The organism is Asticcacaulis sp. EMRT-3 (genome assembly GCF_030027245.1).
In the GTDB taxonomy this organism is placed as follows: domain Bacteria; phylum Pseudomonadota; class Alphaproteobacteria; order Caulobacterales; family Caulobacteraceae; genus Asticcacaulis.
This window is the reverse complement of the sequence record NZ_JASERT010000002.1, coordinates 192,294-216,584: the sequence shown is the minus strand read 5'-3', so window position 1 is coordinate 216,584 and position 24,291 is coordinate 192,294. Positions and strand designations below refer to the sequence as shown.

Annotated in this window: 17 protein-coding genes; 3 read left to right on the top strand and 14 right to left on the bottom strand. The window is 60.6% G+C overall.

What is annotated here, in order from left to right; genetic code table 11:
- Positions 1-68 precede the first annotated feature (68 nt).
- On the top strand, positions 69-1,373 hold the full coding sequence (gene pelA, locus QB905_RS14210) for a pectate lyase (RefSeq protein WP_282975798.1): 1,305 nt from the start codon (positions 69-71) through the stop codon (positions 1,371-1,373).
- A 161-nt stretch (positions 1,374-1,534) separates the two neighbouring features.
- Here the strand turns inward: pelA and QB905_RS14205 are convergent, their stop codons facing one another.
- The 8 genes from QB905_RS14205 to QB905_RS14170 all read right to left on the bottom strand — a co-directional run bounded on the left by QB905_RS14205 (position 1,535) and on the right by QB905_RS14170 (position 13,180).
- Positions 1,535-4,525, bottom strand: coding sequence for a TonB-dependent receptor (locus QB905_RS14205; RefSeq protein ID WP_282975797.1), 2,991 nt, complete (start codon positions 4,523-4,525; stop codon positions 1,535-1,537).
- A gap of 429 nt (positions 4,526-4,954) precedes the next feature.
- The gene (locus tag QB905_RS14200) at positions 4,955-6,124 is read right to left on the bottom strand and encodes a glycoside hydrolase family 88/105 protein (protein ID WP_282975795.1); all 1,170 of its coding nucleotides are present in this window, start codon (positions 6,122-6,124) and stop codon (positions 4,955-4,957) included.
- Positions 6,121-7,665 (bottom strand): glycoside hydrolase family 28 protein, encoded by a 1,545-nt coding sequence (locus QB905_RS14195; RefSeq protein WP_282975793.1) that lies wholly within the window; start codon positions 7,663-7,665, stop codon positions 6,121-6,123. Before QB905_RS14195 ends, QB905_RS14200 begins: the two co-directional genes overlap by 4 nt.
- 173 nt (positions 7,666-7,838) lie before the next feature.
- Positions 7,839-9,167 carry an ABC transporter substrate-binding protein gene (locus QB905_RS14190; RefSeq protein ID WP_282975791.1) on the bottom strand — a complete coding sequence of 443 codons (1,329 nt, stop codon included), beginning with the start codon at positions 9,165-9,167 and terminating at the stop codon, positions 7,839-7,841.
- On the bottom strand, positions 9,164-10,033 hold the full coding sequence (locus tag QB905_RS14185; protein ID WP_282975789.1) for a carbohydrate ABC transporter permease: 870 nt from the start codon (positions 10,031-10,033) through the stop codon (positions 9,164-9,166). Before QB905_RS14185 ends, QB905_RS14190 begins: the two co-directional genes overlap by 4 nt.
- Before the next feature lie 2 nt (positions 10,034-10,035).
- Complete coding sequence (locus tag QB905_RS14180) at positions 10,036-10,926, bottom strand: carbohydrate ABC transporter permease (RefSeq protein WP_282975787.1); 891 nt, start codon at positions 10,924-10,926, stop codon at positions 10,036-10,038.
- Position 10,927: 1 nt separating this feature from the next.
- Positions 10,928-12,040 (bottom strand): ABC transporter ATP-binding protein, encoded by a 1,113-nt coding sequence (locus QB905_RS14175; protein WP_282975786.1) that lies wholly within the window; start codon positions 12,038-12,040, stop codon positions 10,928-10,930.
- A gap of 165 nt (positions 12,041-12,205) precedes the next feature.
- Complete coding sequence (locus QB905_RS14170; RefSeq protein WP_282975784.1) at positions 12,206-13,180, bottom strand: zinc-dependent alcohol dehydrogenase family protein; 975 nt, start codon at positions 13,178-13,180, stop codon at positions 12,206-12,208.
- Between the two features lie 106 nt (positions 13,181-13,286).
- Here QB905_RS14170 and QB905_RS14165 point away from each other — a divergent pair, with 106 nt between their 5' ends.
- Positions 13,287-14,123, top strand: coding sequence for a LysR family transcriptional regulator (locus QB905_RS14165; RefSeq protein WP_282975783.1), 837 nt, complete (start codon positions 13,287-13,289; stop codon positions 14,121-14,123).
- Here QB905_RS14165 and QB905_RS14160 read toward each other — a convergent pair.
- Entirely contained in the window at positions 14,120-15,034 is a 915-nt protein-coding gene (locus tag QB905_RS14160) for an AraC family transcriptional regulator (protein WP_282975782.1), read from the bottom strand. The genes QB905_RS14165 and QB905_RS14160 overlap by 4 nt on opposite strands.
- 111 nt (positions 15,035-15,145) lie before the next feature.
- On the opposite strand from QB905_RS14160, the gene QB905_RS14155 reads away from it, so the two are divergent.
- Positions 15,146-15,493 (top strand): carboxymuconolactone decarboxylase family protein, encoded by a 348-nt coding sequence (locus QB905_RS14155; protein ID WP_282975781.1) that lies wholly within the window; start codon positions 15,146-15,148, stop codon positions 15,491-15,493.
- 56 nt (positions 15,494-15,549) lie between these two features.
- On the opposite strand, the gene QB905_RS14150 is transcribed toward QB905_RS14155, so the two are convergent.
- The 5 genes from QB905_RS14150 to QB905_RS14130 form a co-directional block, all read right to left on the bottom strand.
- Complete coding sequence (locus QB905_RS14150; protein ID WP_282975780.1) at positions 15,550-17,082, bottom strand: hypothetical protein; 1,533 nt, start codon at positions 17,080-17,082, stop codon at positions 15,550-15,552.
- Positions 17,083-17,176: 94 nt separating this feature from the next.
- Positions 17,177-18,565 carry an efflux transporter outer membrane subunit gene (locus tag QB905_RS14145; protein ID WP_282975779.1) on the bottom strand — a complete coding sequence of 463 codons (1,389 nt, stop codon included), beginning with the start codon at positions 18,563-18,565 and terminating at the stop codon, positions 17,177-17,179.
- Entirely contained in the window at positions 18,558-21,728 is a 3,171-nt protein-coding gene (locus tag QB905_RS14140) for an efflux RND transporter permease subunit (RefSeq protein WP_282975778.1), read from the bottom strand. The genes QB905_RS14145 and QB905_RS14140 overlap by 8 nt, the downstream gene beginning before the upstream one ends.
- Before the next feature lie 6 nt (positions 21,729-21,734).
- Positions 21,735-22,892: an efflux RND transporter periplasmic adaptor subunit gene (locus QB905_RS14135; protein WP_282975777.1), complete on the bottom strand. Its 1,158-nt coding sequence runs from the start codon at positions 22,890-22,892 to the stop codon at positions 21,735-21,737.
- Positions 22,893-23,057: 165 nt separating this feature from the next.
- The gene (locus QB905_RS14130) at positions 23,058-24,263 is read right to left on the bottom strand and encodes a glycosyltransferase family 4 protein (protein ID WP_282975776.1); all 1,206 of its coding nucleotides are present in this window, start codon (positions 24,261-24,263) and stop codon (positions 23,058-23,060) included.
- Positions 24,264-24,291 lie beyond the last annotated feature (28 nt).

Below are 24,291 nucleotides of genomic sequence, written 5' to 3'. Positions count from 1 at the left end.
ATCCGCTTGACATCGAAATGACACCGGTATCAACTGGGGCCATAACAGGGAAGACTGCGAAGGGTGCTATGAATCGGATCAAGCTGAAATTGGCCCTGACAGGGGTTTGCGTTGTGGCGCTGTGGGCGGGTAGCGCAGGCGCCGCGACGATCGGGACGAACCCGCCCGCCCTGTCGCTGACGCAAAGCCGCCTTGATGCGCTGCCACAGGCGCAAGGCGCTGAGTGGGCCGCCTATCTGGCGCGTTCAAAGGCGCAAGAAGCCGCTGACAAGGCGGCCCTGAGCGCCGAGCGCAAGGGGCTGGCACAGATCCCGCCGCCGCCACAGGAAGGCCACGGCGACACCCTGCCGCTGGACAAGCCCGACGGCTGGTATGCGACGGCACCAGCGCGCCACATCGCCGACGTGATCGTTTCCTTCCAGACTCCGGCGGGCGGCTGGGGCAAGAACCAGCGCCGCGATGGCGAGCTGCGAAAGCCGGGGCAGGCCTATGTCGCCGATAACAGTTCAAAATTTCTTGGGCCCGACGATTACGACACGCCGCATGATCCGCAATGGAACTATGTCGGCACGCTCGACAACAACGCCACCACGACGGAGATGCGCTTTCTGGCCAGGGTCGCCGCCCAGGTGCCTGGGCCGGAAGGCGACGCCTATCGCAAAAGCTTTCTGAAGGGCGTGCACTATCTTCTCAACGCGCAATATCCGAACGGCGGCTGGCCGCAGGTCTGGCCGCTGGAAGGCGGCTATCATGACGGCGTGACCTATAATGATAATGCTGTGGCGCTGGCGGCGATGGTGCTGAGCGATGCGGCCTCAGGCAAGGGGGACTATGCCTTTGTGCCGCCCGATGTGCGTAAAGCGGCGGGCGCGGCGGCGGCGAAGGCTGTGCAGGTTATTCTGGCCACGCAGGTCAGGGTCGGCGCTATGCCGACGATATGGGCGCAGCAATACGATCCGCTGACCCTGCAACCGGAATCGGCGCGTAATTTCGAGCCGCCCGCCCTTGCCAGTGATGAAAGTTCGGATGTGCTGATCTTCCTGATGCAGCAGCCCGATCCGTCGCCCGCCGTCATCGCTGTGGTGCATGACGCCGTGGCATGGCTGAAGGCGCACGAACTGCGCGATCTTGCCTGGACGCGCACCGACAAGGGGCGTGAGCTTGTATCTTCGCCGGGCGCAGGGCCGATCTGGGCGCGTTATTATGACGCCGAGACAGGAAAGCCGGTGTTCGCCGACCGCGACAAAAGCCTGCATGATGACGTGGCCGAACTCAGCCTTGAACGCCGCAATGGCTATAACTGGTTCTCGACCTCGCCACAGAAGGCGTTCGATGTCTATGCTGATTGGGCGAAGATGCATCCGGCGGGCTAGATTGGCTGGTGTGTGGCTCAGGGCGGAAGGCGGAAGGTGGTAGGCCTTCCGCCTTTTTCATGTCCGGCTGCCGGCGGGTTTCCGAACCGCGAAAACAGACAAAAAAAGAGGCGCTGCCTTGCGACAGCGCCTGCGAAGTTTGAGCAGTTGAGGAGAGAGGATCAGTACTTGTAACGGATGCCGACATAGTATTGGCGGCCATCGTTCAGATATTCCAGCATGGCGTTGGAGTCGGTATTGCCCTGCGCGGTATCATAGTAATCGAAGGAATCGCTGTCTGGCACATTGGTCAGGTTGATGCCCTGGAAGGTCAGGGTCAGGTGCTTGGTCAGATTATAGGTAATCTGTGCATCGATATCGGTAATACCGTTCTTACCCTGGAAGGCGGCACCAGAACCTGGGTTGAGCTGTTGCAGATACTTGTCGCGGTGCGAGGCGGTGATACGTGCCTCGAATTTCGAGTCCTGATAATAAAGCGTGGTATTCCAGGAATTGGGCGACATGCCGAGCAGATTGGCCTTGATGACGCCCTTCGTCGTCGAAGCGGAGGTATAGTAGCTGATCGTCGAATCGACGTGGGTGTAGTTGAACACACCGCCCAGATTTTTGAAGTACCAGGGCAGGAAACTGAAGGTGTCCTGCACGTTGAATTCCCAGCCGCGCAGGATTCCACCCGGCGTATTGACCGGATTCTTGATCGTGGCTGAGGTATCCGGGCTGAGCTGGCTGTAACCTTGCGCGTCGAGCTGATCCTGCGTAACGCCGAGATCGGCGAGCGTACCGGTATAGGACAGGGTCTGGATATAGGAGGTGATGTCTTTGTAGAACAGACCGCCCGAAATCAGGGCGTCCTTCGACCAGTACCATTCGGCATTCAGATCGTAATCGGTAGCGCGGATCGGGTTGAGGTTGGGATTGCCGCCCGACCAGGTGGGGGTGCCCGCCGTCAGGTCGAGCGTGCCATTGGGCACCAGTGATTGCATAGTGGGCCGCGCCATGACCTTGGAGGCGGCGAAGCGGATCAGAACATTGTCGATCGGCTCGGCGATAATGTTCAGCGCCGGCAGGGTATCGGAATATTTACGTTCGGTGGTCACATGGGTGAAGCTGGTGCCGGCCTTGTTGGCCTGTATGCCCTGCACCGTCTGATCGGTGGTCACGTAGCGCACACCGAGATTGCCGCGCACATTGATACCGAAGACATCATGGTTGAAATCGGCCTGCACATAGCTGGAGCCATCGCGTTCGGTCGCGGCCTGATTATAGGGCGCAGCCTTGGCGGTAGTTTGTGACAGACGAAAATCGCCATATTGGTTGACGCAGTTACAATTATAATGGATGGCGTTGTCGATCTTGGCCAGATCGGGCATCAGCCAGGTGGTGCCAAAAGCCGTTATCGGCTGAGAATAGGACAAAAGATCAGCATTGAGCAGGTTCGAGGCGGCATGGCCATTGGCGCTGGGCAGGGGCTCTGTCGAATCCGCCAGCCAGAACTGGCTGGTCGAGAAGCTGTATTTCTTGGATTGCACACCAGCCTCAATCTTGAAGCCGTTGTCGAAATCATAGATGGCGCTCAAAGAGGCCGTGCCGAAATCATTCTTGGTGGTGTTGGGACGCAGGCGCACCAGTGAGGCATCGCCCAGGGCCGTTGAGTCCGACATCTGCCAGTAACAGGCCTGATCGACGGAGCAGCCGTGGCTGGTGCCGTAGGTAAAGACCGGATGCTTTTCATCGGTGAAATCGTAAGAATAGCCCTGCACATCATAGGCATCGAAGGACAGGGTGGTCTGTTCCGGGTTCATCTGGGTCGATTTGGACGCGCCGAGATAGCCTTTCAGCTTCAGATGATCGCCGATATTCTGATCCCAGGTCAGGGCCAGTTCGCCGAACTGGGTTTCCAGCGCGTCGTGGCGGTTTTCGGTGCGGATGTCGGTATTGTTGAAGCTGCCCTTGATCAGGTTGCCCTGGCTATCGATCGTATAGTCATAAACCTGCATATTGGGCACGCCGCCGGTTGTGGGCTTGCCAAGCGTACCGGCGCGGCTGAACGAAATGGCTTCGAGATATTGCTCGTCGCGGTCGGCGACGAAGTCCGAGTAAAGGGCGTCCAGCGTGATGGTTGTGTCCGGCGTTGGTTTCATCTGGAACGAACCCGTCAGACCCAGGCGCTTCTGGTGATAGGTCAGACGGCCATAACGCGGAATGCGCGGATGCAGGGCATTGGACAGGGCATCGGCCAGCGGATCGCCGGTGGCGGGTAGGCCTTGCGTTGATTTGCCACTATCACAGCTTTTCTTGGCGCATTGCTTGATCGGAATAAAGGTTTTTCCGCCATCGGTGGAATAGGCACCGAACCGGTCAACCGATGACGGACTGTAGGCGTTTTCCCAGCGTGTGGTAGAGGGGCCTTCTTCAAATTCGGTCTTGTCGGAATAGGCAACCGAGAACAAGGCGCCCAGTTTGCCGTCATCCCAGCGGTTGGAAATCAGGAAGGAGCCTTTCGGACTCTTGTTCTTCGACAGGTCGTTATAACCCATTTGCAGGCCGCCACCCATGGTGAAGCCCTTGTAGTCAAACGGATGCGGGGCTTGCAGATCGACCGTGGCGCCAAGTGAGCCTTCTTCGGTCGCGGCTTCGGGCGATTTGCGCACGGTGACCGACTGGAACAGTTCGGCGGCGAAGACCGAGAAGTCAAAGCCGCGGCCGCGATTGGTGCCGCCCGAAGAATCCTTACCCCCCGTCGTGGCGAGGGCCTCCATGCCATTCAAACGCACGCGGGTGAAGTCGGGGCCTAGGCCGCGCACCGTGATCGTGCGACCTTCGCCGCCGTCGCGGTCGATGGCTACACCTGGGATTCGTTGCAGCGCTTCAGCAAGGTTATTGTCCGGGAACTGCGCGATGTCTTCCGACTTAATCACGTCAACAATCGCGTCTGACTTGCGTTTGGCGCTCAGGGCCGATTGCAGCGAACCGCGAAAGCCGGTGACGATGACGACGGTGGAATCGTCCGCCGCCGGTGCGGCGGGGGCGGCGTCCTGCGCCATAGCAGCACCCGCCAGAACGCTGAAGAGGACGCCGAAAGAGGCGCCGAGATAGAGCGAGGCCCGACGGCGACCGGACGCAACTATGGCATTGGATGACTCAGTTTTCATAAATTCACTCCCCGTTCTGGTCTGCTACCTGAGTTCGTTACGCGACTCCGGCGAACCTTTTTCAATGTCGGAACGCTATCGATTGCGTCCATTTTAATGACTTATTTGACACCGGTGTCATTACAGTTTGACAATAAAGCCACCAGGTATGCCTTGACTTAGACATAGTTTGTTCTGCATCGCAAGGCCTGCTCCGCAAAAAAAGACACCGGTGGCAAAACTGGCGGAGGATGCGGCATTTTTGCCACCGAAGTCCGTCGTAAACTATATATTATTTTGTAAAAACAAGTATTTGATACGGTTCATCGTGGCAGCGGATTGCGCCTTGTCAGGCGCGCGGTCATGAAAGTTCCGTCTTGCCGGACACGCTGAAAAGCAGCTTTATGTTCTGGCGGGTGGCTTCGGCAGGATTCCCGCAAGTCGGGTGGGTCAGGAAGATCTGAGCCCTTCGGCCAGCGCCATCAGCAGGGCGGCCACCCCCTTGGGGTCGTTGGGCGTGATCTTTTCAGACAGGTAATAGGCAAAACTGCCATCGCGGTAAGGCGTATTGCCTAGCCCCGCAACGCCGCAAATGCCGTCCAGCGCCGAGGGCGTGACAAATCGCGCGCAAAGCGTGTTGAGCGCGTGGCGTCCGGCCGTGGCGCAATCGACGGACAGCACGCCGAGGCGCGCGCCCTTCATCAGGGCATAAGCGATCATTAGCGAAGCCGAAACCTCTTCGTAATTGCCGTCGCGGCTCCCCTGACCCAGCACCTGCCACCACAGGCCGGCCGGCGAGCGCGCCGCCATCAAGGCGGTGGCGGTATCGCGCAAAAGCCGGGCGATTTCAGCGCGGCCCGCTTCATCAAGCCCTGCGGACAGCTCATAAACATCGGCCAGCGCCATTACCCACCAGCCCATAGCGCGCCCCCAGAAACAGGGCGAACAACCGGTTTCGGGATTGGCCCAGCGCTCGGCGCGGCTCTCGTCCCAGCCGTGATAACAGAGGCCGGTTTTCGGGTCTTTCAGCACCTTTTCAACGTGCAGAAACTGGCGCACCGTATCGGCAAACAGCTCAGGCCTGCCCGCCGCCAGCGCATATTGCGTCTGGAAGGGCTGGGCCATGTACAGGCCGTCGAGCCAGACCTGATGCGGATAGATCTGCTTGTGCCAGTAATTGCCCGATTGCGTGCGCGGATGGCTTTCGAGCTGGACGAACTGCGTATCCATCGCCTGACGGTAACGCGCCTCGCCGGTCAGGCGGAACAGCGGGGCCAGAACGCGGCCCGCCTGCACGCCGTCAATATTGTATTCGGACGGGTCGAAGCTGGGGATGCCACCTTCGGGCGTGATGCGCAGACCTGCCTCGGAGCGCACGAAATCAAGCAGGGCCTGATCAGCCGTGGCCTCATACAGCGCCAGCGCCCCGGTCCAGACGCAGCCGTCTTCATAGTTCCAGAACGACCGGTAAGGCGTCCAGGTGCGCAGGTAGGATTCGACGAAAACCGGCACCTGCGCGCCGAACGCCGATAGCCCGGAAATCGTGTCGCGGCCGAGATGAAAGCTGCGCTTCACCGGCGCTGTCTTTACATTGTCGGGGATAGCGGGCAGCACGATCACGACACATTCTCCAGATGGATTTTGTCGCCCGCCTGACCTTCTATGTCGATATGTCTGAGGCGGATATGGCGGGCATTGACGATATAGATGCCGCGATGCAGCTCCGGCGGGATCGAGGCGGCCATATCAGGCGGTTCCGGCTTGGCGGCGGGATCGAAGCGGGCATAAAGCCCGTCGATGTCGATGCCTTCGATCGGCTGTTCGGGCAGGCCGAGCAGATAAACGACGGCGTTGCGGACATTTTCGCAGCGGATATGGGTCAGTTTGAAACCGCCCAGCCACGGCGTCAGGTCGCTGACCGGCTGCGGGGCGCGCGAGCCGACATAATCGGTCTTGCCGTCCGCATCGGCCCAGTAGAAGCTGTTGATGACAAAGGCGGTGCCGACGCCGTTCATCTCGATATTATCGAACCACGCCCCCTTGACGATGGCGTCCTTGCCGCGACCGCGCCGTGTCTTGACGCGCACCCCGCGGTCGGTGCCGGTAAAGCGGCAGTCGCGCACCACCACGCCGTAAACGCCCGCCGCCATTTCCGAGCCGAGCGTGACGCCGCCGTGGCCGTCCTGCATCCAGCAGTTGGAGATGTGCACGCCGCGCGTTGGCCGCAGCGCCTTTTTGGCCATCTCGATCTTGCCCGATTTGATGGCGATGCAATCATCGCCGACCGTGAAATGGATACCGGCCCCCACCACATCTTCGCAGCTTTCGGGGTCAAAACCATCGGTATTCGGACTGTTGGCGGGGGCGGTGATATTGAGACAGGCGGCGGTCACCTGACGGCAATGGAGCGGGTGCAGATTCCATGACGGCGAATTGGCCAGGGTAAAGCCCTCAAAGGTCAGGTTGTCGCTGTCAACGCAGAAGATCAGGCGTGGCCGCCAGCTTCCGCTATAGGGGGTTTTCGGGTGCGCCCACCAGGTATCGAAACCGGCCTGGCCGTCGATCAGCCCCTCGCCATAGATGCTGACCTGCGAGGCGCTGAGGATATTGAGAAGCGCGGCGTGGCAGCCCTGTGGCTGGCCCTCCCATGAGCCAAGCCAGGCTTTTTCAATGCCCTGCTCATCATACAATATACCCGGAAGGATGGGCCACTGAGCGATGTCGCGCACACCCAGCAGTTTTGCACCCTTCAGGATTTCGAGATTCATCCGGCTTTTCAGAAACAGAGGGCCGGACAGATAGGTCTTGGCCAGCCGCACCACGCCATCGGGCGGACAGGCCGACAGGGCGGCTTGCAGGGCGCGCGTGTCGTCGGCCACGCCATCGCCTTTCGCGCCGAAATCCTCAGGATGGAGGACGACGCTTAAAGGGGCGGTGCGGGCCGTGGTTTTGAAGCTCTTGCCGCCGGAACGCACCTCGACGCGGTGGTCTGTAGCGCTCATCAGGCCGCGCAGGGTGAAGACATTGCGGGTGGTGGAAAGCACTTGCGCGCCATTGACGAGAATCTGATGCGGCGTATCGCTCTCGAAGCACGCACCATTGCGCAGCTCAAAGGTCAGCGAGTTCGGCAGGGCGCAGATCAGGGTGAGGGAAGGGGTCATGATCGTCAACTCATCCTCCCCTGCGCAGCGGGGGAGGTGGCGCGGCGAAGTCCGCGACGGAGGGGGCATGACCGCAGCCAGAGGGCCCCTCCGTCTCGACGCGCTGCGCTTGCTCGACACCTCCCCCGCTGCGCAGGGGAGGATGAAAGACGATTTCCCTCATCTTATCACTCTCATCTTATCACTCTGGCCAGTATCGCATTGATGTCATCATATAGTCGCTGACCGGCCTCTTTTTCGCTCAGCACACCATAGCCCTGCATTTCGAGAATATCCTGAAAGCCGTCGCGCACGCGCGGATGCTCGAACCACGGGCTTTCAGTGACGGTGATCGGCAGTTTGGCCAGCTCGACCTCGCTGTCGGCCTTGAGGCCTGTAATGGTCCCATCCGCCGCCAGAGTGGCGCGGCCAATGCGGGAATCGGGGATGCCGCGCACCAGACCCATAGCGCGCACCCCCGCCGGATCATTCATCAGAAAGTTCAGCAAAAGCGCCGTTTCTTCGGGATATTTGGTGCGGCTGTTGATCGCAAACATCATTGACGGACGATACAGAAGTCCGGCATCGGTCGCGCCGGGACGCAAGGGATAGGGCGCCAGTTTCAGCTTCTCGCCGTGCGCCAGAGTGTCCGTGAATTTGTCGATCGACGAGTTCCACAAATAGCATCCGGCGAACTGGCCATTGATCCACGGGCGCAATTCCTGCTGGGCCACATTGCCGAATGAGGCGCGGTACCTGGCGGACGGCAGGCCGTGATTTCCGGTCATCCGGCCATAGAGCCACGCCATTTCGGCCATGTCATCCGGCGTGCAGTTGAGCCGCTTATGGACATCATCGACCATCGCCTTGCCGGTTTTCTGCACGATATAGGAGCGGCCCAGAGCCGTGAAATCCTGAAAGGTGGCGTCCATCGCGTAATAGGCGTCGCCCAGTTTCGCTTGCAGCTTAGGCCCCGCCGTCAGCAGATCGTCCCAGCTTGCCGGTAAGGACAGCCCTGCCTGATCAAAAGTGGTGCGGTTGAAATAGAAGAGCCGCGCCGCATTCGACAAAGACAGGGCATTCAGATGGCCGCCGCGCCGACCCATATCGAGGGTGCGCGGATCAAACTGCGATAAATCAATGATGTGCGACAGCCGGTCGAGATCGTAAAAGCCTGTGCCGTCGCGCGAAAACAGGATCTGCCAGTACCAGTTGATCTGCATCAGGTCGGGCGCGGTATGGCCGGCAATCTGGGTGGTCAGGCGCTCCAGATGGCCGATAAAGCCGGTATATTCGCCGGTCACCTCGATATGGGGATAACGCTGCATGAAGATTTTGAGCGCCGACAGCGTGGCCTTGTGCGCCGACGAACCGCCCCACCAACTCATGCGCAGGGACACCTTCTTGCCGGTGGAGGCTTTCGGGCGGGCGGAGCAGGCAGCCAGACCTGAGGCAACCAGACCGGAGGCCGCCAGACCTGAGGAAGCCAGTCCACTCAACAGATGACGGCGATGCAGGCTCATCCCTTGACCGCTCCCGACGTGACGCCATCGACAAAGTATTTCTGCGCGACGAAGAACAGGATCAGAGATGGGGCAAGCGCAATGGCCGACATGGCGAGGATCTCGTTCCAGTTGGTCGCTTCGGTGACGTCGATCGACATTTTCAGCGCCAGCGACACCGGGTATTTATCGACCGACGACAGGTAAATTAACGGTTGAATGAAGTCGTTCATCGACCACATGAACTGGAACAGGGCCACCGAAATAATGGCGGGCAGGATGACCGGCGCCACGATCAGGGTCAGCACCTGAAACGAGTTGCAGCCATCCATCACCGCCGCCTCTTCCATATCGCGCGGCAGCGAGCGCATGAACTGGATGATCAGGAAGACGAAGAAACCTTCGACCGCAAAGGCCTGCGGCACATAGAGCGGCAGATAGGTATCGAGCCAGCCGAACTGGCGGAACATCAGATATTGCGGGATCAGCAGCACGCTTTTCGGCAGCAGCACGGTAGCCATCAGCAGCGCAAACCAGACCTTGCGGCCCGGAATGGCGAAACGCGCGAAACCATAGGCCACGATGACCGACGAGATCACCGTGCAGATCACCTTGGGGATGACGATCTTCATCGTATTGATCAGGTAATGGCCAAACGTATATTCGGTCGAAGTCTTCCAGCCGTTTTTGAAGCCATCCGCCGTCGGGTGATGCGGGATGAAGCCGATGGTGGTGAAGATGTCGTGGTTGTTCTTGAAGGCCGAACCCACCATCCACAAAAGCGGATAGAGCATCAGAAATCCCACGGCGATCAGCAGACCATAGCGGACAAAGGCATTGGCGGCGGGCAGGTATTTGCGCCAGGTGTCGATAGATTGAACGGCCATGCTCAGTCCCCCTTCGACTCTTGGGCGTAAAACACCCACTTGCCCTGCGACCAGAAGGCCACGGCGGTGAAGACGGCGATGATGAGGAACAGAACCCATGACAGGGCCGAGGCATAGCCGAGATTGAAATATTTAAACGCTTCCTCATAGATCATCAAAGGCAGCAGATAGCTTGATTTCATGGGCCCGCCGCCGGTGATGATATAGGGGCCGTTAAACTCCTGAAACGCCTGCACGATCTGCATGATGAAGTTGAAGAAGATCACCGGCGTTAAAAGCGGCAGGGTGATGAAGATAAACTGGCGCAGGCGCGACGCCCCGTCGAGATCGGCGGCTTCATACAGATCGGACGGAATGGCTTTTAAGCCCGCCAGAAACACCACCATCGCCGAGCCGAACTCCCACAGGCGCAGCAAAACCAACGAGAACATGGCGGTGGACGGTTCGCCCAGCCAGTTGACGCCGCTTAAGTGCATCAGGTGCAGCACCTGATTGATCAGGCCGTCGCCAGCGAACACAAAGCGCCACACGACTGCCACGGCCACCGAACCGCCGAGGATCGACGGCAGGTAAAACACCGTGCGGAACAGGCCGATGGCGCGCAGGCGGAAATTGAGCAGAACCGCCATCAACAGCGCGAAGGCCAGCTTCAGCGGCACGGTCAGCAGCACATAGATGAAGGTGACGCTTAGGCTTTTGTGAAAGGTGGCGTCGCGCCACATGGCGGCATAGTTGGACAGGCCGATGAAATGAGCCTCGCCGAGTTGGTCCTGCAAATGGGCGTCGGTCAGGCTCAACACAAACGAGGCCAGAAACGGAAAGGCCGTGAAGACCGCAAAGCCGATGATGAAGGGCGAGATATAGAGCGAGCCGGTGAGTTTGTTCTGATACATGTCAGATGGCCTCAACCGGTGCGCCCAGCGCCTTGCCATCTGCGCCGAACAGATGGGCGCGGTCGTGGTCAAAGCTCAGGCGCACCTCAGCTTGCGGCGTCACATCGCTTTCACCATCCAGCCGCACGATCAAAGGCGCGGCATCGAAGCCATCAAGCGTGACATAGGCGAAGGTTTCCCCGCCCAGCCGTTCGACCAGATGGACGCAGCCGGTGAGGGCGTCCGCCTCCTCCGCACCCGCCAGATGGATATGTTCGGGGCGCAAACCCAAGGTGATCTTTCCGCCCTTCATGGCCCCGACGCCCTGTCTCGGCAGGGTGAGGGGGCCTTGCGCCGTGGCCAGAGTCACCTGCGCGGGCCCGCTGGAATCGAGCGTGGCGGGCAGCATATTCATGCGTGGCGAGCCGATAAAACCGGCCACGAACAGATTGGCCGGGCGGCGATACAGCTCAAGCGGCGAACCGATCTGCTCGATGCGCCCGCCATTCAAAACCACGATCTTGGACGCCAGTGTCATGGCCTCGACCTGATCATGGGTGACATAGACCGAGGTGGCGCCCAGATTGGCGTGCAGGCGGGCGATTTCGACGCGCATCTGACCGCGCAGGCTCGCATCGAGATTGGACAGGGGCTCGTCGAACAGAAACACATCCGGTTCGCGCACAATGGCGCGGCCAATGGCGACGCGCTGGCGCTGACCGCCCGACAGCGCCTTGGGCAGGCGCTTCAGCAAAGGCGTCAGTTGCAATATATCGGCAGCGCGGGCCACGCGCGATCTCACATCTATTTTAGACATGCCTTTGATCTTCAAGGCAAAACCAATATTGTCCTCAACCGTCATATGGGGATAAAGCGCGTAGGACTGGAACACCATCGCCACGCCGCGCTTCGACGGATGGGCAAAGGTGACATCCTGGCCAGAAATCTGGATGCTGCCTGAGGTGGGGGTGTCGAGGCCTGCGATCAGGCGCAGCAGCGTTGATTTTCCGCAGCCCGACGGGCCGACGAAAACGACCAGTTCGCCCTTTTCCACTTCGAGTGAAATGCCCTTGATGACCTCATGGCCACCAAAGCTTTTGGTCACGTCGCTGAGCCTAACGCTGATGTCCGCCACGTTGAATCCCGCCGCCTGCTAATGTTTCGCGCCTGTTGTCGGCAACTTGATGAAAGATGTAAAGGAAACCGGTGTCATTGACAAGCGCCGCGCAGGAAAAACGTCTCCAGCAAAAAAGCGTCGTACGACCGGTCTGGGCGCGCACCCGCCAAAGGTGGCGCAGGATCAGGCGATGTCGATGATCACCTTGCCGGTCGGCTGGCTGGTAACCGCCTCATGCGCTGCGGTAACATCCGACAGGCCAAAGCGGCGCGGATCAAGGCGCGGCACAAGCTTACCGGCGTCTGCCTGTCTGGCGATTTCCCGCAGGATGTCGCCGTGATGCTTGCGCCCCTTTCCCGTGAGCAGGGGCAGGAGGGTGAAGACGGCCGAATAGGTGGCGGCGCGCAAAGACAGGGGTGCCAGATTATGGGCTTCGCGGCCAAGGGCGCTGGTGACGTGGCCACGGCACTTCACGGCCTCAAAAGCCGCGTCGATGGCGGCACCGCCCACCGTATCATAAACAATATCAAAGCCTTCGCCGGAGGCATACCGGGCGACCATATCGGCGACCGGCAGGTCGCGATCGACAGGTATTGCGCCGAGGCTGGTCAGGTAAGGAAAATCCTTTTGAGAAGCGGTGGCATAGACCGTGGCGCCCAGAGCTTTTGCTATCTGCACCGCGACATGACCGACCCCGCCAGCGCCGCCCTGAACGAGAACCGTCTGCCCTGGCTGGACATGGGCATGGTCAACCAGACCCTCCCATGCGGTAATGACGACCAGTGGCAGGGCTGCCGCCTGGCGAAAGTCGAGCGAGGCGGGCTTCAGGGCCAGAAAATCAGCGTCAACGGCGGCAAATTCGGCCTGAGATCCTTGCTGGCCGCCAATGCCGGTTGCCATGCCGAAAACGTCATCGCCGAGCTTAAAATCCGTCACCCCCTCGCCGATGGCCTCTACGACGCCCGCGAGATCCATGCCCAGCACGGCTGGCAGAGGCTGGCGCGCATGTGCCGCGCCGCCCGCCCGGATCTTGGTGTCGAGCGGATTGACGCCGCTGGCGACAATACGAACCAGCACCTGGCCGGATTTGGGTTCGGGTTTGGCAAGTTCGGTGACGATGAAGTCAGTTTGAGCGGTGGGGAGCAGGGCGGCGCGCATGAGAAAATTCCTTATTCTGAAAACTGCCCTCTATTTACCCCATGCGAAATTGACATGAAATTATCGTTATTGCATATCTATCGTGCAAAAATGTTTAGGAGCGTCAATGGAGTGGAGTGACCTCAAGATATTTCTGGCCGTAGCAAGGGCGGGGACGCTGGGCGGCGCGGCGCGGCAGATTGGCCAGACCCAGCCCACACTGGGCCGACGATTGCGCGCACTGGAGGCGGCATTGGGGCAGAGCCTGTTTCAACGCACCCCGGCTGGCTTTGTCCTGACCGATGAAGGCCTGGCGGTGCTGGGTCATGCCGAGCGGATGGAGGAAGAGGCCTTAAGCATCGCCCGGCAGACCGGCGCTCAACCGGACAGCTTGAGCGGTTTCCTTCGCTTGTCGGCCTCTGAGTGGTTCGGAACCTACGTCCTGGCACCGGTTCTGGCCGAGTTCAGCCTGATGCACCCGGCTGTGACGGTTGAGCTGGTGACCGATGCACGCCTTTACAGCCTGTCCCGAAGAGAAGCGGATCTGGTCTTTCGTATCGGCGCTTTTGACGAGCCCGATGTCCGCCAGCGCCGCCTGCTGACCCAGACCTATGCTGTTTACAAACAAATGGGCAAGGATCACTCTGCCATGGGACTGATCCTGATGGACACAGCCCTCGATCATCTGCCTGACGTAAAATGGTTGAGAGCCCTGCGTCCGGATGCCCCTGTTGTTTTTCGCAGCAATAACCGTGAAGCGCAGGCGCGGCTGTGCCGGATGGGAGCCGGGCTCGCCGTTTTACCGCGGCGTCTTGCCGAACAGTTGGAAGACCTTGAGGTCGTCGATCTCGGCGATGTACCGCCCGCCCGCGATCTCTTTTTCGGCTATCACCGTGATCTCGGCAAGCTGGCGCGCCTGAGGGCCCTGATCCAGCTTGTGGTCGCGCGCTTGGGAGACAATTAGGCCGTCTTTCGATACGCGCCGGGCGCTATGCCGAACCGGCGCTGAAAGGCGCGATGGAAGGCGCTTTGCGACAGGTATCCCGTTTCTTCTGCGATCCTTGCCAGGGGCGTTTTTTCAAGCCGGACACGTCGGCGCGCCAGATCGAGACGCAATTCGATCAAAAACGCCAGCGGCGCCATACCGACCGCGCGCTGAAACGCCCGAACGAGTGTCGCGCGTGACGTATTAGCGATATTGGCCAGTTCGTCGAGGGCCCAGGGATGATCTATCCGCTGAAACACCGCCAGCATAACACGCCCTGTCTTTGGATCCGCCAGCAGGGACAACAGCCCCGGCGCCGTTGCGTTTCCGTTGAAAAAGGCCCGCAGAACGATCATCAGGATGGCGCTGGCAAGCGTCATGGCCACACTGCCGCTGCCCAGATCATCGGCTTCAAGCTCGGCGGTCATGGCTTCAATCAGGGTGCGCAATCGCCCGGCATCCTGACCGTCCGCCTGTTTCACGACGATGACCGTCGGCAAGGCGGCCAGAACCATGTTGTTGCGGAGAGTTTCAAATCTGAGACGACCGCAGACCAGTTGGGTATCGGGTGGTTCGCCATTTGTGCGTACAACGATGCCATTATGCAGGCGGTGGCTATAGCGCTCTTCGACTTTTGGCATACTGGTAAGCGAATGTATCAGGTGCGGGCTGCCGTGCGGCAGGAGCGCAACGTCCCCGGCAGACAGCAAATACCTGGCCGATCCGACATCGAGCCTGCACTGGCCTTCGGTAATAATATGGAAGGGCGCCCAGTCACCGCTTTCCCGGGCATGGTCAGCACGCCACTGGTCGCCAAACCGGCAGATCAGTTGCAGTTCGGGCGTGACCCGCAGGAAGGGGGCCAAACCTGAAAAAGCATCTCCGTCCATTTCGTCTCCAGGCCAGGGTTGATCCGTCAGATCAAAAATATGCGCCTGTATGGCGTTGAAAGAAAGCTATTTTGGAATATTTTTGCTCCGACAAATCAAAGGAGCTATCTCATGCAAATTCTGGATTGGAAGACATATCGTCAGCAACTGGCCGCCGGCGTCGGGTCGATTGCCAAAACCAGCCCCGACATCATCAAGGGCTATCAGGCCCTGGGTGCGGCATCGCGGCAGACCAGCCTCCTGGGCGACAAGGTCAATGAACTGATCGCACTGGCGGTCGCGGTGACCAGCCGTTGTGACGGCTGTATCAGCGTTCATACGGCGGCCGCCATCAAGGCCGGTGCCACGCGCGCGGAAATCATTGAAGCTCTGGGCACCGCCATCTCGGTCAATGCGGGCGCTGCCCTTGTGTACTCGGTCAGGACGCTCGACGCCTTTGATGGCGAGCAGGCGCAGTGACCGCCTTATCATCGTAATACCACGCTGCCATGAGCCACAGTCATCGCAACTTGGTATCAGCGATGAAGTGCGCTGGCGCAGGGAAGATAGCGGCCTGCGACGAAGACGTGGCGCAGCCAGACGCGCATGTCGGGCACCAGGGCCGTCATTTTGACCTTGTGGAAGCGAAAATCTTGCCATGACCAGCGCCGGTCGATCAGGTTTTGGGCGTTCAGATAGGTGTCAAAATCGGCGGCGGTGGCAAAGGGCGTGAAATCAAAATAACAGGTATGGGGATGCAGGGCCGATAATCGGTGCCAGAAGGCAGGCACCGATTCCGGCGTATTGTCGGGGCCGCCGAGCGGCGCGATCACCGTAACGTCCGGGCCATAAAAGACCTCGTTGATATTATCGACATTGGTGGAATCGAGCCCGGCTATGGGCAACTGGAAAGACACGATCACATTGGCAGGCGGTGAATGGCCCTTAAGCTGGGCCAGCGAGGCCGCCGGAAAGGCATAGCCATCGGGCAGATCGTGGATATCCTGAAGCAGGGCGAAATCATCGGCGAAAACGACAGAAAACAGAGCGCAGGCGATCAGGGCGGCCACCGGCCAGACGGGTTGATTGCCTTCGTCCAAATGGATATAGCGACCGATCAATCCCGTGAGCGTCAGGACGATGCCGTAGCCGAGGGTGCGCGTATCGAACGGGTCGAAATAATTACGTAGCCTGAGCACGAGCGCCAGGGCGAGGAAGCCCAGTCCGGTCAGCAGGATCAGGGTGGCGGCGTCGTTTCTGGCCGGACGTTGCAGCGAGACATGACGCCGGGCGAAGGCCAGGAATAATCCCGCCGCGATCAGCACTTTCAGCCCGTTCCAGCCGCCCGCCGTCAGGAAGTCGCGGATCAGCAGCAGCGGCGCTTCCGGTGCAGGCCCGCGCGGCATTCCGGTCGGATAGCCGGTCACCGCCCAGTTGACGCCCTGATAGCTCAGATAGACCAGCCCGGCCACGCAAAAGGCCGGGAAAATACGCCACGCCACCTTGCGGCCATAAACGCGCCAGCTAGCGGCAAAGATCAGGAAGGCCAGAGGGCCGAAAAAGTAGCGTGAGAAAACGCCGATGATCAGCACAATGGCCAGCAGGAACAGATCGCGCCGTTTACCGTCCTGCGCCAGGTTTGTGATGAGGAACAGGCTGGCGCAGATGGCGAACAGTTCGAGGTTTTCCGACCAGGTGTACATGGCGATCACCAGCGTAACCGGATTGACCACGATCAGCGTCGCCACGGGCAGATTGCGGGTGGCTCGCCAGATCAGGGCAAAATCGGCGGCCAGCAGAGCCATATTGGCAAGCTTGGAGGTGATCATCATCACCTCAGGCCGGGCCAGCGGCGTGGTCAGGGCCAGCAGCAGCGGGTAGCCGAGCGGATAAACCGCCATATACTGGTGGTGCAGGTGCAGGGGATGGCCATCGCGCAGCGAGCGCGCCAGCAGCATATAATACCAGGAATCGACGCTGATATAGCCAAAAGCGATGGCCAGCCCCGCCGCCAGGCACAGGGCGGCGGCGAGCACGGCGAGATAGCGGCTTCTGGCGGATGACATCATGCTGCGTTGCTAATGCGCAGAACAGCACGGCTGTCAATCGGGATTTGGCCGGCATGATTTGACCGGCCCGCCTTTCGGCGCGATGTAACCCTGCCTATTTCAGGGTCGCATCATCGCCAAGCGCCGCATAGAGCGCCACCAGATTTCTCGCTTTCAGGGCCTGTAAGGTGATCAGGGCCTGCTGGGCGCTATAGGAGGTGCGCTGGGCGGTCATCAGGGTCAGGTAGGAATCGCTGCCGACCTGATAAAGCGCCTGCGATAATTTAAGCGACTGCGCCGCCGCGTCCGCCGAGGCGCTTTCGGCGTCGAGCCGCTCATCGATGCGCGCCCGCACGGCCAGGGCCTGATTGACGTCGGAAAACGCCTGCTGGATCGCCTGCTCATACTGGGCCACGGCGATGTCGCGGCTGACCTTGGCCGAACGCAGATTGTTGAGATTGGCCCCGCCCGCAAAGATCGGCACGGCCAGATTGGCGCCATAAGACCAGACGCCCGTGCCCGATCCGAAAAGGTGGCCGAGATCAGTGGAGGCCGAACCGGCGGAACCGGTCAGGCTGATCGACGGGAAGAAGGCGGCGCGGGCTGCGCCAATATCGGCATTATAGGCCTTCAGATTATGCTCGGCGGCCAGAATATCGGGCCGGTTCAGCAACACATCGGACGGTAGCCCCACGGGGATGCTGGCCGCCACCATATCGGGCTTAAGACCGTCCGGTAACAGATTGTCGGGCACGGCGTTACCTACCAGCAGGGTCAGCGCCGCCTTATCCTGATCGACCGCCGTGGCCGCCGCCGCCGTATTGGCGCGCGCCTGCTCCATTTCCGTGCGGATCTGGTTGAGATCGAGATCGGACAAAACGCCGATCTGCGCCTGCTTGCCCGCAATGTCGAAGGCGTCTTTCTGCGTATCATAGGTTTGCTGCGACAGACGGAGCTGATCCTGATCGGCAGCCAGTTGCAGCCAGGCGTCGGCAACCGCCGCGATCAGCGAGATTTCGGCGGCATTGCGGTTTTCGGTCTGGGCGAAGAAATCTTGCTTGGCGGCATTTTTCAGGCTTTGCACGCGCCCGAACAGGTCAAGCTGCCACGAGGCGCCCAGCGAGGCCGAATAGCTTTCCGTCTTGGTTTTGCCTGTAATGGCGTTCGGTGTGTCGGTATGGCTCTTGCTGCCCGCACCCGTGCCGTCGAGCGACGGGAAAAGCCCGGCGCGTTCGATGCCATACTGGGCGCGCGCCTTCGCCACATTGAGCGTGGCGACGCGCAGGTCGCGGTTATTGGCAAGGGCCAGTTTAATCGTGTTTTGCAGGGCCGGATCGGTGAGCAGATCGCGCCAGCTTACCGGGCTTGCTGCGGCGGTCGCAGCGGGCGCAGCCAGCGGCCAGGTTTGCGCCACCGGCAGGGCGGGGCGCTCGTAAGGCGGGGCCATTGAACAGGCTGATAACAACAGGCCAAGCGAGGCGAAGGCGAAAACGGCCTTAGTCATGATTGGCCTCCTTTGCCGCCAGATCCTGCGGCAGGCGATCCTGCCGGAAGAGGCGTTGTACCAGCACGAAGAACAGGGGCACGAAGAAGATGGCCAGGAAGGTGGCCGCCAGCACCCCGCCGATCAGACCGGTGCCGATGGCGTGCTGCGCCGACGAACCCGCCGAATTGGCCAGGGCCAGCGGCATGATGCCGAAGGTAAAGGCCAGCGAGGTCATGATGATCGGGCGCAGGCGGATGCGCACGGCCTCCAGTGTGGCGGCCACCAGGGTGCGGCCTTCCTCGTGCAGGATTTTCGCAAATTCGACGATCAGGATGGCGTTTTTCGCCGCCAGCCCCATCGTGGCCAGAAGTCCGACCTGGAAGTAGATGTCATTGTCCAGTCCGCGCAGCCAGGTGCCGACCAACGCCCCGAAGATGCCGAGCGGCACCACGAAGATGACGGCGAACGGGATCGACCAGCTTTCGTACAGCGCCGCCAGCAACAGGAAGACGACGAGCAGCGACAGGGCGTAGAGGGCCGGAGCCTGCTGGCCCGATTCCTGTTCCTGCAAGGAAAGGCCGGTCCATTCATAACCCCAGTCGCCGGGCAATTGCTTCACCAGGTCTTCCATGACCTGCATCGCCTTGCCATTGGACTGGCCGGGCGCGGCCGTGCCCTGAATTTCCATCGAGCCTGAGCCATTATAGCGTTGCAACTGCGGTGGCCCAAACGTCCAGCTTGACGTGCCGAAGGCCGAGAAGGGCACCATCTGGCCGCTCGCATTGCGCACGAACCAGCGATTGATGTCTTCCGGGCGCGTGCGGAACTGCGCATCACCCTGAATATAGACGCGCTTGATACGGCCACGGTCGATGAAGTCGTTGACATAGGTGCCGCCAAGCGCCGTGGACAGCATCGCGTTCACATCGCTGACCTTGACGCCCAGTGCGCCCACCTTGGTGTTATCGATGTCGATATGCAGTTGCGGCGTATCGTCCTGACCATTGGCGCGCACGCCGGCCAGCACAGGATTGCGGTTGGCCAGCGCCACGAGCTGGTCGCGCGCCTTGGCGAGGGCGTCATGACCCTGGCCGTTCACGTCTTTCAGCTCAAGGTCGAAGCCCGACGCATTGCCCAGTTCGCGCACGGGTGGCGGAATGGTCGGAATGATCGTGGCGCTGTGGATCTGCGCGAACGATTTGCGCGCGCGCGCCACCACGGCCTGCACCTTCATATCGGCGGCGTGGCGATATTTGAAATCCTTCATCCGGCAGATGACCATGCCCTGGTTTTCCCCGGAACCGGCAAAGCTGAAGCCCGCAATGGCGAAAACATACTGAACCGCTTTGTCTTTCTGGTAAACCGCCTGCACCTTGTCGAGCACTTGCAGGGTTTGGGCGGTGGTCGAACCGACGGGCAATTGCACGATGGTGGTCAGCATACCCTGATCCTCATCCGGCAGGAAGGAGGTCGGCAGGGTGATGGCCAGCGCCACCACGGCGGCAATGATGGCGCCATAGATAAGCATGAAAAGGCCGGGCTTGCGGATAATGCCGCGCACCGACATCTGATAGCGGTGGGCAAAGACCTGAAAGCCGCGATTGAAGGCGGACAGCACGCCCTTGACCTTGACATCCTCATCGCCTTCCTCGGCGGGCGGAATGCCTTCGCCGGGCTTGGGCCTGTGCAGCAGGGTAGCGCACAGAGGCGGCGTCAGAACCAGGGCGACGATGACCGACAGAACCATCGCCGACACCAGCGTCACCGAGAACTGGCGGTAGATAATCCCCTGCGTGCCGCCGAAGAAGGCCATAGGCACGAACATGGCGGCCAGCACTGAGGCGACGCCGATCAGGGCGCCGGTGATCTCGTCCATCGAGCGCCGGGTCGCCTCCTTGGGCTCCAGCCCCTCTTCGGCCATGACGCGCTCGACGTTTTCAACCACGACGATGGCGTCATCGACCAGGAGCCCGATGGCCAGCACAAGGCCGAACATGGTCAATGTATTGATGGAATAGCCGAAAGCCGCCAGAATCCCGAACGTGCCCAACAGCACAACGGGGACGGCGATGGCCGGAATGAGGGTGGCGCGCCAGTTTTGCAGGAACAGGAACATGACCACAAACACCAGCACGACGGCTTCGATCAGCGTCTTGACCACGTCCTCGATCGACAGCTTCACGAACTGGGTCGAATCGTTCGGAATGGCGTATTTGAGCCCGGCGGGGAAGCTGGGCTCCATCTTGGTGAGCAGGGCCTTGACCTCATCGGCGGTCTTCAGCGCATTGGCACCCGTGGCCAGCGATACCTGTATGCCTGCCGCCAGATGGCCGTTCATGCGCGCAATATTGCCATAGGATTGCGGCCCCAGTTCCACGCGCGCCACATCCTTTAGCCGTACGGGCGTGCCGTCGGGATTGTTCTTGACAATGATGTTTTCGAACTGGCCCGGCGTCTGGAGCTGAGATTGCGCGGTGATGGTGGCATTGAGCGCCGTGTCCGGCAGGGCCGGGTCGGCACCGATGGAACCGGCTGAAACCTGAGTGTTCTGGGCTTGGATGGCCGTGGCAATATCGGCAGGCGTCAGCGCATAGGAGGCCAGTTCGTCGGCATTGAGCCAGATGCGCATCGCGTATTGCGAACCGAAGACCCGCGTGTCGCCGACGCCGTCGAGGCGCGAAATCGGGTCATTGAGGTGCGAGGCGATCCAGTCGCCGATGTCGGCATTGGAAAGGCTGTTGTCATCGGTGTAGAAGGCGATGGCCATTAGCGCCGTGCCCGACGCCTTATTGACCCGCAAGCCCTGTTGCTGCACATCCTGCGGCAGGCGGCGCAAGGCGGACTGCACCTGATTCTGCACCTGCACCTGCGCGAAGTCGGGATCGGTGCCGGCCTCAAACACCAGCGTGACGCTGGCCGAGCCTGCCGACGAATTCGAGGTCATGTATTTGAGATGATCAAGGCCGGTCAGGCTTTGTTCGATGACCTGGGTGACCGAGTCCTCGACGATCTTGGCCGAAGCGCCGGGATAGGAGGCGTTGACCGTTACCTGCGGCAGGGCGATGCGCGGATATTGCTCGATCGGCAGGACGAAGATCGACAAAAGCCCCGCCAGCATGATGACGATGGCGATGACCCAGGCAAAAATCGGCCGGTCGATGAAGAAGCGTGAAATATTCACCGGGATCTACTCCGCACTGTCGGTGGCGGGGGGCGCGGTCTTTTGGGGCGTGGCCTTGATCGGCGACCCGGCTTTCAGCTTCATGGCCCCTTCGGTAATCACCTTGTCGCCCGATTGCAGGCCGGACGTGATCTGCCACTGGCTGCCGATCATCTGGCCCAGACCGACCTTGCGGCTCTGCGCCTTGCCGTCGGCACCGACGATCAGCACGGTGGCGCCGCCCTTCGGATCGAGGATCACCGCGCCTTGCGGAATGAGCACGCCATTACTGACCACACCCTTGATAATGCGCGCCTGCACGAACATGCCCGGCAGTAACAGGCCGTCAGGGTTCGGGAAGACGGCCCGCAGCGTCACCGAGCCGGTCGAAGGATCGACACTGGCTTCGGAAAATTCGAGACGGCCCGTCTGATTATAGGTCTGGCCGTCATCAAGCGTCAGGGTCACGTCGGCATGATCGACCGCGCCGATCTGACCGGCGGCCATTGCCTGCTTCAGTTTCAAAAGATCAGACGAGGACTGGGTAATATCGACATAGATTTTCGACAGATCCTGAACCGTGGCCAGCGCCGTCGCCTGACTGGCCGTGACCAGCGCGCCCGGCGTGACCGACGACTTGCCGATGCGGCCCGAAATCGGCGACAGCACGCGCGTATAGTTCAGATTGATCCGCGCGCTCTCGACATTGGCCTTTTGCAGGGCCAGCGCTGCCTGCGCTGTCTTCAGCGCCGTTTCGGCGTCGTCATAATCCTGCTGGCTGATGGCCTTGATGGTAATGAGCTGCTGGGCGCGGTCGGCCTTGATCTTGGCGGCGTCGGCATTGGCCTGGGCCTGGGCCTGCTGGGCCTGCGCACTGTCGAACGCGGCCTGATAGGTGGCCGGATCGATCTGGTACAGCGACTGCCCGGCCCTGACCAGACCACCCTCGGTAAACAGGCGCGCCTTGATGATGCCGCTGACCTGCGGGCGCACATCCGATACCAGCCAGGCCGAGGTGCGGCCCGATAAATCCTGCGTCAACTGGATTGGCTGGGTATGGACGACGATATAACCAACCGGGGCCGGGCCGTGGGGTGCGCCCGCATTGTCTTTTTTAGAACAGGCGGCAAGCGCAAGAACGCTCATCAGCGCGAGCGGGACGGTCACGGATTTGATTTTGAACATCGGGGCCTCATAAGGGACGTACCGTCTTAACGCGGATGCGAACAAATTCCGGCGCAGAAAATTTCAGTTTATCCGAACAGATGACCGGATATGTTAGCGCTACCTCACGTGTCGGCTCAGTGACCGGCAAGTCTGCGGGGTGCATCTGAAAATTGACTAGGCTAATTATACCGGATTGCAAGCGCTTTGCACGGTTTGCGGCGCAAAAGGCGACCAGTTTTCCCGCAAGGCCATCATATCGTGGCGCGCCTGTGCGCCAAGCCTTTCGCGTAAAGCCGGATCATCGATCAGCCGCTTAAGACCTTGCGCTGCCGCGTCGGGATCAGGATCGGCCCACTGGGCCTTTGGGCCATTATAGGCTGTATTGGCGGGCACCAGCCGATACGGCAGGGGGATGGAATTCTCCGGCGTCATGAACTGCATATTGCCCGACCAGCCCGTGGCGATGACGCTGACGCCCGCCGCCATAGCCTCGGCCAAAGGCAGGCCGAAACCTTCTGCGCGATGCAGCGATATAAGAATGTCGGTATTGTGAATCAGCCTGTCTGTATCCGGGCCATTCAGGGTCTGGGCCATGATCTCTATATCCGGACGGCCTTTGCCGCGCGCCACCAGTTCGGCGAAACGCGGGTGATGCACGGCCCCGGCGTGTGTCTTGACGATCAGCCGCGCCGTCCGGCTGGCCTGCGGAAACAGGGAAAGCCAGACATCAATAACCGCCATCGGATTCTTGCGTTCAAAATCACTGCGCGGATCGAACAGGGTGAGGGTGGCGACCTTGTCGGCGTCGCGGCCATCCGCATGGACTGGCGGTGCCTGAACGTTTCTGGCGACCGCCACAGGATGCGGCACGACGCGCAGTTTTTGTGTTTCATGTTGGCGGCCCACCCTTGCGAAGGCCCGGCCGATGGCCAGACGCACATGTTCGCTTGGCACCCAAATCTCGTGCAGCCATCGGGCGGTTCTCGCCCAGTCCTGAGGGGCTTCCGAGCTTTCCCATGCCCAATAACCGATCCGGTACTTGTGCGCCCAGTCGCTGTAGCGATGGCGCAGCAGGGCGATGCGCGTTTCCGGCGGATTGGCATGGATGAGCCAGACGCAGGCTTCGGGGCAGGGCAGGGCCACCGGCCCGCGCGTCAACAGGCCTCTGTCCAAGGGGCGCAAATATTCCGCTGTCACATCAAGGCCCATCGCCTTGAGCGCATCAACCGTCAGGCGACCGGCCCGGCCAATGCCCAGCGCCTCGTCCATGAAACCGGAAACCAGAATCTTCGCCGGGCGCGGCAACTGACATTCGCGGGCCTTTTGCCACCTCAGGGATTCCGCCGTAAAGCGCAAGCCTGCCAATGCGCGGTGGGTGCTTGCGGCCATGTTTTTAAAAGGGGACATAAAGAAAATA

Coding starts and splice junctions, on each gene's coding strand:
- pelA (WP_282975798.1), top strand. CDS start 69: ATGAATCGGATCAAGCTGAAATTGGCCCTGACAGGGGTTTGCGTTGTG.
- QB905_RS14205 (WP_282975797.1), bottom strand. CDS start 4,525: ATGAAAACTGAGTCATCCAATGCCATAGTTGCGTCCGGTCGCCGTCGG.
- QB905_RS14195 (WP_282975793.1), bottom strand. CDS start 7,665: ATGACCCCTTCCCTCACCCTGATCTGCGCCCTGCCGAACTCGCTGACC.
- QB905_RS14190 (WP_282975791.1), bottom strand. CDS start 9,167: ATGAGCCTGCATCGCCGTCATCTGTTGAGTGGACTGGCTTCCTCAGGT.
- QB905_RS14185 (WP_282975789.1), bottom strand. CDS start 10,033: ATGGCCGTTCAATCTATCGACACCTGGCGCAAATACCTGCCCGCCGCC.
- QB905_RS14180 (WP_282975787.1), bottom strand. CDS start 10,926: ATGTATCAGAACAAACTCACCGGCTCGCTCTATATCTCGCCCTTCATC.
- QB905_RS14170 (WP_282975784.1), bottom strand. CDS start 13,180: ATGCGCGCCGCCCTGCTCCCCACCGCTCAAACTGACTTCATCGTCACC.
- QB905_RS14165 (WP_282975783.1), top strand. CDS start 13,287: ATGGAGTGGAGTGACCTCAAGATATTTCTGGCCGTAGCAAGGGCGGGG.
- QB905_RS14160 (WP_282975782.1), bottom strand. CDS start 15,034: ATGGACGGAGATGCTTTTTCAGGTTTGGCCCCCTTCCTGCGGGTCACG.
- QB905_RS14155 (WP_282975781.1), top strand. CDS start 15,146: ATGCAAATTCTGGATTGGAAGACATATCGTCAGCAACTGGCCGCCGGC.
- QB905_RS14150 (WP_282975780.1), bottom strand. CDS start 17,082: ATGATGTCATCCGCCAGAAGCCGCTATCTCGCCGTGCTCGCCGCCGCC.
- QB905_RS14145 (WP_282975779.1), bottom strand. CDS start 18,565: ATGACTAAGGCCGTTTTCGCCTTCGCCTCGCTTGGCCTGTTGTTATCA.
- QB905_RS14135 (WP_282975777.1), bottom strand. CDS start 22,892: ATGTTCAAAATCAAATCCGTGACCGTCCCGCTCGCGCTGATGAGCGTT.
- QB905_RS14130 (WP_282975776.1), bottom strand. CDS start 24,263: ATGGCCGCAAGCACCCACCGCGCATTGGCAGGCTTGCGCTTTACGGCG.